Here is a 12779-nt window from a genome sequence, read left to right as displayed (position 1 = left end):
GAGCTCGGCAGCCGCCGCGCCCGTGGAGGTGTTCCGCCACGTGCGGAACGGCGTGAGGAGCTCGCCGGCGGCGTCGAAGGCGAGGTAGCCGTGCATCATCGCGGACACGCCGATCGAGCCGACGGTGTCGAGGGCCACGCCGTGGCGGGCGCGCACGTCGGCGGCGAGGGCAGCGTAGGCGGCCCGGAGCCCGGACCACACGTCGTCGAGGTCGTACGTCCACACGCCGTCGACATACTCGTTCTCCCACGCGTGCGAGCCGACGGCGAGGACCGTCGCGTCCTCCGCGTCGATCAGGCAGGCCTTGATGCGGGTCGAGCCCAACTCGATCCCCAGGGCCGTGCGACCGGCGACCACGGCATCGGCGCTGCTGAGGCCCGCGGCCATCAGAAGGCCTCGCCGTCGCGGCGGTCGTCCGTGGACTGGCCGTAGACGTTCTGGTAGCGGGCGAACAGCGCGTCGATCGACTCCTGAGGGATCGGGATGAGGTCACCGCCCTGCTTCGCGATGTGGACGGTGCGGGCGACGTCCTCGAGCATCACCGCGGCCTTCACGGCGTCCTTCGCGGACGAGCCGATGGTGAACGGGCCGTGGTTCTGCATGAGCACGCCGCGCGAGCGGTGGCCGCGGAGCGTCTCGACGATGCCCCGGCCGATCGAGTCGTCGCCGATGATCGCGAAGGGCCCCACCGGGATGGGGCCGCCGAACTCGTCCGCCATGGCGGTGATGACGCAGGGGATCTCCTCGCCCCTGGCCGCCCACGCGACGCCGTAGGTCGAGTGCGTGTGCACCACACCGCCCACCTCAGGCATGTGGCGGTAGACGTAGGCATGCGCGGCCGTGTCGGAGGACGGGCTGCGCTCGGAGCCGGGCTGGCCGGGGATGGCGTTGCCGTCGAGGTCGCAGAGGATCATGTTCTCCGGGGCGAGGTCGTCGTAGCTCACGCCTGACGGCTTGATGACGAACAGGTCGGTGCCCGGGACGCGGCCGGAGACGTTGCCGCCGGTCCACACAATGAGGTTGTAGCGGACCAGTTCCGCATGGAGGGTGGCGACATCTTCGCGCACCTGCTGGATGGCTTCCGTGTTGGCGGAGATCGCTTCGTCGAGATCAGTCATGGGCACAATGTTAACGTTCATCCGTCGGGGGTGTCCACCGGAGGTGCCTACCGAGGCGTCACTCCGATTCCGTGTCGCCAGCACCCTCGACGCGGAAGCGCACCGTGTCGCCCGGACGCAGCTGCGCGGCACGCGCGACGCCCGCGGCGTCGACCACGCCGATCACCGGGTAGCCGCCCGTGGTCGGGTGGTCCGCGAGGAAGACCACGGGCTCGCCCGACGGCGGCACCTGCACCGCCCCCAGCACCATGCCGGCCGAGGCGAGTTCGCCCGTGCTCGCGCGCTCGAGCGGCGCGCCGTCCAGTCGCAGCCCCACCCGGTTCGACTCAGCCGTCACGGTGTAGCGCTCCGACCACCAGGTGTCGAGGGCCCGCTCGCCGAACCACTCCAGGTGCGGGCCGGGCACGACGGCCAGCACGGTCTCCGCTGGCGCGTCCGCTGCGTCAGCCGCGTCGGAGGCACCCGCGCGCACCGCGTACGGCGGACGGTCCGCGAGCGCCCGCACGCGCGCGAACCCGGCATCGTCCAGCGGCGGGGCGCTGCCGACCGACACCTCGTCGCCGTCGCGCAGCGGCGCGGGCCCGAGCCCCGACAGCAGATCGGTCGCACGGCTGCCGAGCATCGGCTCCGCGTCGATCCCGCCGCGCACCGCCACATACGAGCGGAGCCCCCGCTCCGGGGGACCGAGGTCGATCACCTGACCCGCGCGCAGCCGCACGGGTGAGCCGAACGGCGCCGGCACGTCTCCCACCCACACCGGGCACCGCGCCCCGGCCACGGCCACCACCAGATCCGCGAGCGCACGGAACGCGCCCCCGGTCGCGGTCGTCTCGATCGTGGCGAGCTCTGGGCCGTTGCCCACGAGGGCGTTCGCGCGGGCGTGCGCATCGGCGTCGGCCGCGCCGGAGCGCGGCACCCCCAGGTGGGCCAGCCCCGCCCTGCCCAGGTCCTGGACCGTCGCCAACGCGCCCGCTCGCTCGGCGCGCAGGCCCGGCTCGGCGCGCAGGCCCGGCTCGGCGCGCGGGCCGGTCTCGGCGCGCACCGCGACCGATGGCCGGGCAGGGGACTCGGGCGAGCCGAGCCCCGCCTCCACGAACCGCACTCGCGTGCCCGGCGCCAGCAGGGCCGGCGCATCGCGGTCGACGTCCCACAACTGCGGGGCGTCGTCCGCGAGCCGGCCCACGAGCTGCCACCCTCCCGGCGACGATCGCGGGTACACCCCGGCGTACGGCCCGGCGAGCCCGACGGCCCCGGCGGGCACGCGGGTGCGAGGCGTCGCCCGGCGGGGCACCGCAAGCGCTTCCGGAAGCCCCGTGAGGTAGCCGAAGCCCGGGGCGAAGCCGCAGAACGCCACCCGCAGCTCGAGCCCCGTCACCCGCGCCACCACGGCGTCGGGCGCGACCTCCCACAGGTCCGCGACGTCGCCCAGGTCCTCGCCGTCGAACACCACGGGAAGCTCGACCAGCGGTCCGGCATCCGCGGCGAGCGGGGCGACGTCCCAGGCCTCCACGCTGCGAGCCAGCGCGTCGAGCTCGACGCCCTCGACGCCGTCCACCAGCACCGTGCGCGCCGCCGGGACCACGTCCGCCGCTGCCCACCCCTCCGCGGCGCTGATCGCGCGGACGTGCGCCGCGATGCTCGCGACATCGGCCGCGCTCGCGGCCTCGATGAGCAGCGCGTGGGCGCCCGCGCGCCGCACGTGAGCTACGGCCGTGGCCATGAGGCGCGCACCTCGACACCGGCGTCGGCCAGAGCGGCGCGCACCGTGCCCGCGAGCGCGACCGCACCGGGGGTGTCCCCGTGCACGCACAGCGACTGAGCGACCAGCACCAGCTCCGAGCCATCGATGGCGCGCACCGGCGCGCCGGTCGCGATCGCCACGGCGCGTTCGACCACGGCGTCCCGGTCACTGATGACCGCTCCCTCGTCGCCGCGCGGGACCAGCGTGCCGTCGGCGGTGTACGCGCGGTCCGCGAAGGCCTCGGTGACCGTCGGCAGCCCGGCCGCGCGGGCGGCGTCGAGAACCACGGCTCCCGGCAGACCCAGCAACGGGAGCTCCCGACCACCGGCGTCCGAGGCGAGGCGCACTCCCGCCACCACCGCATCGGCCTGGCTGCGGTCCCCCACCACCCGGTTGTACAGCGCGCCGTGAGGCTTGACGTACGCCACCTCGCCGCCCGCGGCGGCCGCGAAGACCTGCAGCGCGCCTATCTGGTACGCCACCTCCGCCGCGAGCTCCGCGGGAGGCACCTCCATCGCACGCCGTCCGAAGCCAGCGAGGTCGCTGTACGAGACCTGCGCGCCGATCGCCACGCCGCGAGCGACGGCGTCCTCGCACACGCGCCGCATGGTCGCCGGGTCGCCCGCGTGGAAGCCGCACGCGACGTTGGCACTCGTGACCGACACCAGCAGGCCGGCGTCGTCCGTGAGCGTCCACCGCCCGAAGCCCTCGCCCAGGTCAGCGTTGAGATCGATCGCGTGCTCGCCCATGGCCCCAACCTAGCCCGCCTGCGCCCCGTGGCTCACGCGCGCAGCAGCAGGCACACCTCGACCGGACCGTGAGCGCCGTAGGGCCCCTCGGCGGGCTGCTCCGGGTACCACTCGTACCGGCAGTCCCAGTGGTCTGGGCCGCCATCGCCGGGCTCGAGGGCGTAGTCCATCCCCCGCTCGTCGCCCCAGGTCATGAGCTCGTGCGTCAGCCCGCCGATCCAGGCGTAGGGGCCTCGCTGGCTCGCGACCGCGAAGTGGCCCGCGGGCAACTCGTCCACGATGAACGGCTCGCGCACCCGCGGCACGTCTCCCCGGCCCAGCCATTCCACGCCGACCTCGACGGTGAAGGACCCGTCAGCGGGAACGTCGCGATAGCGGATCAGCGACGCGGCGGTGGTGTCGATCCCCCGCTGCGCGACGTAGCGATCCAGTTCGGTGAAGCCCCGCCCCACGTCCCGAGAGAGCGTCGCCATGGTCGCACTGACCCGCATGCCGACGTACGTCACGGCGCCTCGGCGCGCGATCCTGAACTCGGCCATCCCTGCAGGCTAGTTCGCCGTCACCCCTGGCACTAGAGGCTTTCTAGCCGATGCGGACGCCCATTTGCGTACAAAGGGCACCTTTCGTGCGGGACCCGAGACCGCATCGGCGCTCCGTCACCGGTATTCGGGGTTGGGGTGGCCGAATCTCTCGCCGTCGTTCCACGCCTCGCTCGAGTTACCGCCGGCGGGGAAGCCGCCGCTGGCCTTCAGCCACGCGGCCGTGTGCATGAGGTTCCACGTCATGAAGGTGAGGTTGCGCTGAGTGAACTCGGTCTCGGGCCCGCCGGAGCCCTCGTCGAGATAGGACGGGCCGGGTCCGATCGCGCCGATCCAGCCGGCGTCCGCATTCGGCGGGATCACGTATCCCAGGTGCTGCAGCGAGTAGAGGATGTTCATGGCTGCATGCTTGACGCCGTCCTCGTTGCCGGTGACGAGGACCCCACCCGTGCGGCCGTAGTACAGGAACTGGCCGCGGTCGTTGGTCTCGCCGGACAGGCCGTACAGACGCTCGATCAGCCGGGTCGCGATCGACGACTTCTCGCCCAGCCACAGCGGCGTGCCGATCACGAGGATGTCTGCGGCGAGGATGCGCTTGGCGAGCTCGGGCCAGTCGTCCGCATCCTGGTTCCCGCCCGGGACATCCTCACGCATGTCCGGATACACGCCAGGTGGCACGTCGAAGTCGGCGAGGCGGATCTGGTCGACCGTGACGCCCTGGTCCTCCATGATCCGGATGGAGTCCTCCATGAGGCCCTGCGTGTGGCTGAGCGCCGGGCTGGGCTTCAGGGTGCAGTTGACGAAGATGGCCGTGAGGCCGGAGAAGTCATGACTGTCGATGTCGGGCATGGTGCACCTCCATGAGGTGCGACGCTCGCGCGCCCCGCGCTATTCCGCGCTGCGGTGCTGCGCCGTCAGCGCGCGGGCGACTCCGGCGTCACATCCACGACGTGCGTGTCCGTCGTGAACTGCAGCTCCCACTGGTTCTTCTCGCGCGTGGCGAGCATGACGAACACGCCCCACAGGCCCAGGTCATCGACGAACCCGAGAGGGCCGAAGATCCAGTCAGGGATCAGGTCGACCGGCCAGATCGTGTACAGCAACGCGCCGATGGCCGTGATCCACGTCATGGGCGCCAGCTTGTACTCGCCGCTGCGCACCGCCTGGAAGAACTTCCACCACATGAGGCACCTCCCTGCCTGGGTCTTCTACGGTAACCCAGGCGCACCACCAACGGCAGGCGCTACACGACCTCGCGCAGCAGCCCCGAGTGGACGTCGAACACGAAGCCGCGCACCTGCGATGAGTCCACGAGGAACGGGTTGCGGCGCAGGCGCTCGATCGACTGGCGCAGGTCCGCGTCGAGGTCGCGGAAGGACTCCGGGCTCCAGGTGGGCTTGAGGCCGGTCTCGTCGAGCAGCTGGTTGCGCAGCTCGTCGTCCGTGAACGTCAGCGCACCGCAGTCGGTGTGGTGGATGAGGATGATCTCGCGCGTGCCCAGCTTGCGCTGAGAGATCACGAGCGAACGGATCATGTCGTCCGTGATGACGCCGCCGGCGTTTCGCATGATGTGCGCGTCGCCCACCTCGAGGCCCAGCAGCGCGAACACGTCCAGGCGCGAGTCCATGCAGGCCACGACGGCGAGCTCGCGGCGCGGGGGCAGCGGGCGGTCGGGCGTGTAGTCGGTCGCGTACGCGGCGTTGTTCTCGATCAGTTCGTCGGCGATCGGCATGGGGACTCCTGTTCGTGGCGGGGTGTTCACGGAACGTTTCGCGGACGCGGGACTGACGTCCGATGCGCCCATGCTACTGACGCGTACGCTGGGGCTGTCGAGGCCGTACTTCTCTGGGCGTTGTGTGCCGTTCCGGTGGAGTGCGGCCTCGGCCTTGGGCCCTACGGTGGAGGCATGGCACGCATCCTCGTCACCGGATCCGCGCAGGGCATCGGCGCTGGGACCGCACGCGCACTCATCGCCCTGGGTCACCACGTCACCGTGCACGGCCGCTCCCCCGAGAGGGCCGATGCGGCACTCGCCCAGGCGCCCGGCGCCACTGGCGCGGTGGTCGGGGACTTCGCGTCGCTGGCCTCGGTGCGGGAGCTCGCTTCCCAGGCCCGTGCGGCCGGCCCCTTCGACGCGGTGATCCACAACGTGGGGCTGGGCCCCGACCAGCCCGCCAGGCGCGACACTGTCGACGGCCACGAGCAGATGCTGCAGATCAACGTCATCGGTCCCTACCTGCTGACGTGCCTGATGCCGCTGTCGGCGCGCATGGTCTTCATCGGCTCCGACGCGCACCGGCAGGGCGAGGTGCGGCTCGACGACCTCGAGTGGCGGGCGCGGGCGTGGGAGGGCGATCCGTGGCCGGGCCTGCCGGCGTACTCGGACTCCAAGCTGCTGTTCCAGATGTGGGTCTTCGAGTTCGCCGCGCGCGTTCCGGAGGCCGCGATCAACGTGGTCCACCCCGGGTGGGTCCAGACCGCGATGGGGGGCCCGAACGCCGCGATCCCCGTCGCCGAGGGCGCCGACACCCCGGTGTGGATGGCGACCGCCGACGATCCGCTCGCGCTCGGCTCGGGCGCCTTCGTGCACCGCCGCGCCGCCGAGCACGTCCACCCGGCCAGCGTGGACCCGGCTCAGCGCGCGGCCGTGGTCGCTCGCCTCGAGGACATCACCGGCGAGGCCCTCCCGAGCGCCTAGGGTGGTGCCCATGGCACGCATCTTCATCACCGGATCCAGCCAGGGCATCGGCGCCGAATGCGCGCGTCAGCTCCTCGACCTCGGCCACGAGGTGGTCCTGCACGCGCGCGACCAGTCGCGCGTCGACGCGACCCTGCAGGCCAACCCCACCGCGACCGCTGTGGTGACCGGAGACCTGGCGAGCCTCGAGGACACCCGAGCCCTCGCATCGGCCGCGAACGAGCAGGGACCCTATGACGTCATCATCCACAACGCCGGCGTGGGCGGCGGCACGCCCGCGGCGGTCATGACCGCTGACGGTCTGGAACGCCTGTTCCAGATCAACGTCGCAGGGCCGTACGTGCTCACCGCGCTGATGCCACCCGCGCCGCGGATGATCTACCTGACCAGCGGCCTCGAAGCGGACGGCGCGTGGACGCCCGAGGACCTGCAGTGGACATCTCGCGAGTGGAACGGCATGCAGGCCTACTCGGACTCGAAGCTGCACGACTCGATGCTCGCGTTCGAGCTCGCCGCGCGCCACCCGGAGGCCATCGTCAGCGCCGTCGACCCGGGCTGGATCAAGACTCAGCTGGGCGGCCCCGACGCGTGGGACCCCGTCGAGCTGGGCGCGGAGACGCAGGTGTGGCTCGCGACGTCCGATGACCCGGTCGCGACCACGTCCGGGCAGTACGTCAAGCGTCGCGAGGTCCACGAGCCCAACCCGATCGTCAAGGACGCCGATGCGCGGGCCGAGCTAGTCGCGGCGCTCGAACGGGCGACGGGGGTCGCCCTGCCGTAGCGCGATGGGATGATGGAGACATGAGTCTCCTTGCGTCCTCCGGCGACGCCGCCTCGCCCCTTGCCAACGCGTTCTTCTACCTCGCGCTGTTCACCGCGGTCGCGTACTTCGGGTGGCGCCTGTACGGCGGGCTCAAGCAGGAGCGGGAGGCCAAGGCGGAGCAGGACGCCGTGGAGAGCGCCGATGCCGAGGCGGCTGCGGACGATGCTCCTGTGGCGGAGGCCGGTGAGACGGGCGAGGAGCCCACAGACTCCGATGGCCCCGACGAGCAGTCCGAGCCGCGCCGCGACGCCTGACGCGGCACCTTCCTCGCACAGTTCGGGGGCCACCCCTCGTCTGGCGACGTGGGACGGCCCCCGGACCGCGGGTGCTCAGCTGGTCAACGAGCCCCTGCCCGACGCTTGTTGTAAACGTCGAATGCCACGGCGAGCAGCAGCACCAGGCCCTTGACGACCTGCTGGATCGACTGCTCGACACCCATGAGCTGCATGCCGTTGGACATGACGGCCATGATCAGACCACCGACGATCGCGCCGCCCACGCGTCCCACACCACCGGTCACTGCGGCTCCACCGATGAAGGACGCGGCAATCGCGTCCAGCTCGAAGAGGTTGCCGGCTGCGGGCTGGGCGCCGTTGGTGCGCGACGAGAAGATGACTCCCGCGACACCGGCCAGCAGGCCCATGTTCAGCATGATGCCGAAGTTGACCCACTTGACCTTGACACCGGACAGCGTCGCGGCCGTGAGGTTGCCACCGATCGCGTAGACGTGGCGGCCGAACACCGTGCGGGTCGTGATGACCGTGTAGACGATGATCAGCACCGCGAGGATGATCAGCACGTTCGGCAGACCGCGGTAGTTGGCGAGCTGCCACGCGAACCACATCACGACGGCGGCGACGGCGACGAGCTTGACGATGAACAGCGGCGTCGCGCCCACGGTCTGCTTGTACGCGATCGCGGCACGGCGGGCCCGGATCTGCGAGATCACATAGGCGACGACGGCGATCGCGAAGACGACCAGGGTGAAGACGTCATAGCCTGGCCCGCCCAACAGCCCGTTCTGGAAGCCCGTCGCGATCTGCGCGTACTCGGACGGGAACGGCGACAGCGAGATGTTGTCCAGGGTGCGGAAGGTGAGACCGCGGAACAGGAGCATGCCGGCGAGGGTCGTGATGAACGCGGGGATGCCCACGAACGCGACCCAGAAGCCCTGCCACGCTCCTGCGGCGAGACCCACGCCGATGCCGGCGAGCACGCCCACCCACCACGGCGCCCCGCCCTTGATGACGATCACCGCGGATACCGCGCCGGCGAGCGCGGCGACCGATCCGACCGACAGGTCGATGTGCCCGCCGATGATCACGATCACCATGCCGATGGCCAGCACCAGGATGTACGAGTACTGGAGCACGATGTTCGTGAGGTTCGTGGGACTCAGCAGGGTGCCGTCCGTGAGGATCGTGAACAGGGCCACGATCGCCACGAAGGCGATGAAGATTCCGCTCTGGCGGAGGTTGCGCGTCAGCAGTTCGCGCACGTTCGCAATGCCGGTCATCGGTCATTCTCCTCAGCGCCCGCGTCCTCGCCGGGCGTGTTGTCTCGCTCTTGGGTCATCAGTGTCATGAGTGCCTCGGGCGTCGCCTCCTTGACGTCCATGACGCCAGTGATGCGGCCGAAGGCCAGGGTGTAGATGCGGTCGCAGGTGCCCAGCAGCTCAGGAAGCTCGGACGAGATGATCACCACGCCCTTGCCCTCAGCGGCCAGCTTGTTCACGATCGTGTAGATCTCGAACTTCGCGCCCACGTCGATGCCTCGCGTGGGCTCGTCCAGGATCATCACGTCCGCGTCCGTGTACATCCACTTGCTCAGCACGACCTTCTGCTGATTACCGCCGGACAGGTTGCCGGCGTACTGCAGGACGGACGGGGTCTTGATGTTCATCGAGCCGCGGTACTCCTCCGCGACCTTGAGCTCCTCGTTGCCGTCCACCAGGCCGCGCTTCGAGAGCTTGAACAGGGCCGCCGCCGAGATATTGCGACGGACGTCCTCGATGAGGTTGAGCCCGTAGCGCTTGCGATCCTCGGTCGCGTACGCGATGCCATTGTGAATCGCCTCGGACACCGACCGGGTGTGGATCTCCTCGCCGTGCTTGAAGACCTTGCCGGTCGCGTTGCGCCCGTAGGTGCGGCCGAACAGGCTCATCGCCAGCTCGGTGCGGCCGGCGCCCATGAGGCCGGCGATGCCGACGACCTCGCCCGCGCGGACGTTGAAGCTCGCGCCGTCGACGACGATGCGGCCCGGCTGGGTCGGGTGCTCGACCGTCCAGTCCTCGACGCGCAGCAGCTCCTCGCCGATCGTGTGATCGATGCGCTCGGGATAGCGGTGCTCGAGGTCACGACCCACCATGCCGCGGATGATGCGGTCCTGGGTGGACTCCGGCTCTGACATGTCGATGGTCTCGATGGTCTTGCCGTCGCGGATGATCGTCGTCCGGTCCGCGATCGACTCGATCTCGTTGAGCTTGTGCGAGATCATGATCGACGTGATGCCGCGCTCCTTGAGCCTGCGCAGCAGGCCGAGCAGGTGCGCGGAATCGGAGTCGTTCAGCGCGGCTGTGGGCTCGTCGAGGATCAGCAGGCGCACGTCCTTCGACAGGGCCTTGGCGATCTCGATGAGCTGCTGCTTGCCGACACCCAGCTGACCCACGGGGGTCACCGGGTTCTCGTGCAGGCCCACCTGCTCCATGAGGTCGAGCGCCTCGTGATTGGCACGGTTCCAGTCGATCAGACCGGTCTTCGCGCGGCGCTCGTTGCCCAGGAAGATGTTCTCCGCGACCGTGAGGTGCGGGACGAGTGCGAGCTCCTGGTGGATGATCACCACGCCCGCGTGCTCGGAGTCGTTGATGCTGTGGAACTTGGCTTCGGACCCGTCGTAGTGGATCTCGCCCTCGTAGTGGCCGTACGGGTAGACCCCGGACAGCACCTTCATGAGCGTCGACTTGCCGGCGCCGTTCTCACCGCAGATGGCGTGGATCTCGCCCTCCTGGACGTGGAGTTCCACGTCCGAGAGCGCCTTCACGCCGGGGAAGCTCTTGGAGATCTTGCGCATCTCCAGGATGTTGTTGGCCATCGGTCCTCTCCATTGATGACGCGAGTGAGCCGCGGCGCCGGCCCGGTGGTGGACCGGCGCCGCGGTACTCAGAGGCTGAACGTCACGTTACTCCGCGACGCCCGATGCGACCTCGGACTCGCTCCAGTAGCCGGAGTCCACCAGCAGCTCCTGGATGTTGCCCGCGTAGACGATGTCCGACTCGAGGAGGTACGACGGCACAACCTTCACGCCGTTGTCGTAGGTCTCGGTGTCGTTCGCCTCGGGCTCGCCACCGGAGAGGTAGGCGTCCGTCGCGGTGACTGCCTGGGCGGCCAGCTTGCGGGTGTCCTTGAAGATCGTCGCGAACTGAACGTCGTCAGCGATGAGCTTCACCGAGGCGATCTCAGCGTCCTGGCCGGTCACGACCGGGAAACCCTCGGACACGGTGGCCGCGAAGCCGGCGTTCTGCAGGGCGGTGATGATGCCGCGCGACAGACCGTCGTACGGCGAGAGCACGCCGTGCAGCTCGAGGTCCGTGCCGGTGTAGGTGGACGTGAGCAGGTCCTCCATGCGCTTCTGCGCGGTCTCCTGCTGCCAGCGCAGGATGTTGGTCTGCTCGATGTCGGTCTGACCCGACGGGACCACCAGCGTGCCGTCGTCGAAGTACGGCTGCAGGGTGTCGATCGCGCCCGCGTAGAAGAAGTGGGCGTTGTTGTCGTCCAGCGAGCCCGCGAAGAGCTCGACGTTGAACGGACCGGTGGCGTCGCCCTCGGAACCGTCCTCGTTCAGCAGACCCAGGCCCACCAGGAGCGAGGTGGCCTGCTGGACACCCACGTTGTAGTTGTCGAACGTCACGTAGAAGTCGACGTTCTCCGAGTCGCGGATCAGGCGGTCGTACGAGATGACCGGGATGCCAGCAGCTGCGGCCGCCTCGAGCTGAGCCGAGAGCGCGGTGCCGTCGATCGCCGCGATGATCAGCGCCTCGGCGCCGTTGGTGATCATCTGGTCGATCTGCTGGGTCTGGATCGGGATGTCGTCGTTCGCGAACTGCAGGTCGACCTCGTAGCCGAGCTCCATCAGTCCAGCCTCGACGGCCTCGCCGTCAGCGATCCAACGCTCCGAGGTCTGCGTGGGCATCGCGACACCCACGAGACCACCCTCGGTCATCGTGTCGCCGCCACCGCCGGTCGCGTCGTCGGTTGAACCGTCGTCGCCCGCACCGCCGCCGCTGCACGCGGCAAGGGTGATTGCCATTCCTGCCGCGGCAACTGCCGCGAGGAACTTCTTCGCCATGGTTTCTCCTCCTTGAGAGGCACTCCGCGAGTGTCGCGGACTGCAGGGGCCCTTCAATAATGTTAACGAGAACACTGCTTGTCAATTCGCGTTGGTAACGGAACGGCCACAAATTGACAGGGTTTTCGTGACCTTTAAAATGCCTGGTAGATCGGATGCTAAACGCTTGCACGAAGGCGCGACTCAGAGCCACCGCGGATCGCGGTGGCGCGAGGGTGATCGGAGTCGTGGACGGGCGCGCAGACGGGCTGCGTGCCCCGCTGACTAGTGCCTCCCGCGCCAGTACACGGCGCCCAGCGCGAGATCGCGCTCGACGTCATCGATGGTCGTGGTCTCGTCGATGGACACCAGCTCGACCCCCGTCATGCGCGCGAAGTCGCGCCACGTGGTCATCGAGGTCTGGGTCGACATCGCGGTGTGGTGGGCAGCTCCCGCGGCCATCCAGGCCGTGGTCGCCGTGGCGAAGTCGGGCTTCGACTTCCACACCGCGTGCCCCACGGGCAGGTTCGGCATGGGCGCCGGCAGTTCGACGTTCTCGACCTCCGCGGCGACCATGCGGAAGCGCTCGCGGATGTCAGACAGCGCGACCACCATCGCCGGGCCCGCATCGGCGGTGAAGACCAGGCGCACCGGGTCCTCCTTGCCGCCAATGCCGAGCGGGTGCACCTCGAGACGTGCCTTGGCACTCGACAGCGACGGCGACACCTCGAGCATGTGGGCACCCAGCGACAGCTCCTCGCCCTCGACCAGGTGGTAGGTGTAGTCCT

Annotated in this window: 14 protein-coding genes and 1 pseudogene; 3 read left to right on the top strand and 12 right to left on the bottom strand. The window is 69.8% G+C overall.

The annotated features are described in order from the left end of the window. From QZ483_RS09220 to QZ483_RS09185, 8 genes are all read right to left on the bottom strand, one after another. The coding region (locus QZ483_RS09220; RefSeq protein ID WP_297083198.1) for an FGGY family carbohydrate kinase at positions 1-387 on the bottom strand (387 nt) is incomplete at its 3' end. Continuing rightward, positions 387-1118 (bottom strand): L-ribulose-5-phosphate 4-epimerase, encoded by a 732-nt coding sequence (locus QZ483_RS09215; RefSeq protein ID WP_297083196.1) that lies wholly within the window; start codon positions 1116-1118, stop codon positions 387-389. The genes QZ483_RS09220 and QZ483_RS09215, both read right to left, overlap by 1 nt. Before the next feature lie 58 nt (positions 1119-1176). Continuing rightward, positions 1177-2838, bottom strand: a complete 1662-nt coding sequence (locus QZ483_RS09210) for an urea amidolyase family protein (RefSeq protein ID WP_297083194.1) — start codon at positions 2836-2838, stop codon at positions 1177-1179. After that, the gene (locus tag QZ483_RS09205; RefSeq protein ID WP_297083192.1) at positions 2823-3608 is read right to left on the bottom strand and encodes a LamB/YcsF family protein; all 786 of its coding nucleotides are present in this window, start codon (positions 3606-3608) and stop codon (positions 2823-2825) included. The genes QZ483_RS09210 and QZ483_RS09205 overlap by 16 nt, the downstream gene beginning before the upstream one ends. A 32-nt stretch (positions 3609-3640) precedes the next feature. Then, the gene (locus tag QZ483_RS09200) at positions 3641-4147 is read right to left on the bottom strand and encodes a GyrI-like domain-containing protein (RefSeq protein ID WP_297083190.1); all 507 of its coding nucleotides are present in this window, start codon (positions 4145-4147) and stop codon (positions 3641-3643) included. Between the two features lie 117 nt (positions 4148-4264). Beyond that, positions 4265-4996 (bottom strand): flavodoxin family protein, encoded by a 732-nt coding sequence (locus QZ483_RS09195; RefSeq protein ID WP_297083188.1) that lies wholly within the window; start codon positions 4994-4996, stop codon positions 4265-4267. Between the two features lie 65 nt (positions 4997-5061). Next, complete coding sequence (locus QZ483_RS09190) at positions 5062-5331, bottom strand: YkvA family protein (RefSeq protein ID WP_297083185.1); 270 nt, start codon at positions 5329-5331, stop codon at positions 5062-5064. Positions 5332-5390: 59 nt separating this feature from the next. Then, positions 5391-5879, bottom strand: a complete 489-nt coding sequence (locus QZ483_RS09185; RefSeq protein WP_297083183.1) for a carbonic anhydrase — start codon at positions 5877-5879, stop codon at positions 5391-5393. Between the two features lie 174 nt (positions 5880-6053). Here QZ483_RS09185 and QZ483_RS09180 point away from each other — a divergent pair, with 174 nt between their 5' ends. The 3 genes from QZ483_RS09180 to QZ483_RS09170 are packed head-to-tail and all read left to right on the top strand — an operon-like array spanning position 6054 to position 7922. Further along, entirely contained in the window at positions 6054-6845 is a 792-nt protein-coding gene (locus QZ483_RS09180) for an SDR family NAD(P)-dependent oxidoreductase (RefSeq protein ID WP_297083181.1), read from the top strand. 10 nt (positions 6846-6855) lie between these two features. Further along, positions 6856-7626 carry an SDR family NAD(P)-dependent oxidoreductase gene (locus tag QZ483_RS09175; RefSeq protein WP_297083179.1) on the top strand — a complete coding sequence of 257 codons (771 nt, stop codon included), beginning with the start codon at positions 6856-6858 and terminating at the stop codon, positions 7624-7626. A 20-nt stretch (positions 7627-7646) separates the two neighbouring features. Further along, positions 7647-7922 (top strand): hypothetical protein, encoded by a 276-nt coding sequence (locus tag QZ483_RS09170; RefSeq protein ID WP_297083177.1) that lies wholly within the window; start codon positions 7647-7649, stop codon positions 7920-7922. Between the two features lie 83 nt (positions 7923-8005). Here the strand turns inward: QZ483_RS09170 and mmsB are convergent, their stop codons facing one another. From mmsB to QZ483_RS09150, 4 genes and pseudogenes are all read right to left on the bottom strand, one after another. Beyond that, positions 8006-9184: a multiple monosaccharide ABC transporter permease gene (gene mmsB / locus QZ483_RS09165; RefSeq protein ID WP_297083175.1), complete on the bottom strand. Its 1179-nt coding sequence runs from the start codon at positions 9182-9184 to the stop codon at positions 8006-8008. After that, positions 9181-10758 carry a multiple monosaccharide ABC transporter ATP-binding protein gene (gene mmsA / locus QZ483_RS09160; RefSeq protein ID WP_297083173.1) on the bottom strand — a complete coding sequence of 526 codons (1578 nt, stop codon included), beginning with the start codon at positions 10756-10758 and terminating at the stop codon, positions 9181-9183. Before mmsA ends, mmsB begins: the two co-directional genes overlap by 4 nt. A gap of 87 nt (positions 10759-10845) precedes the next feature. Next, the gene (chvE, locus tag QZ483_RS09155) at positions 10846-12012 is read right to left on the bottom strand and encodes a multiple monosaccharide ABC transporter substrate-binding protein (RefSeq protein WP_297083172.1); all 1167 of its coding nucleotides are present in this window, start codon (positions 12010-12012) and stop codon (positions 10846-10848) included. Positions 12013-12276: 264 nt separating this feature from the next. Continuing rightward, a pseudogene (locus tag QZ483_RS09150) lies at positions 12277-12779 on the bottom strand (L-arabinose isomerase); the annotation flags it as partial.

Origin of the sequence: uncultured Demequina sp. (assembly GCF_913055775.1) — a bacterium.
Lineage (GTDB): Bacteria > Actinomycetota > Actinomycetes > Actinomycetales > Demequinaceae > Demequina.
This window is presented reverse-complemented; position numbering and strand designations above follow the sequence as displayed.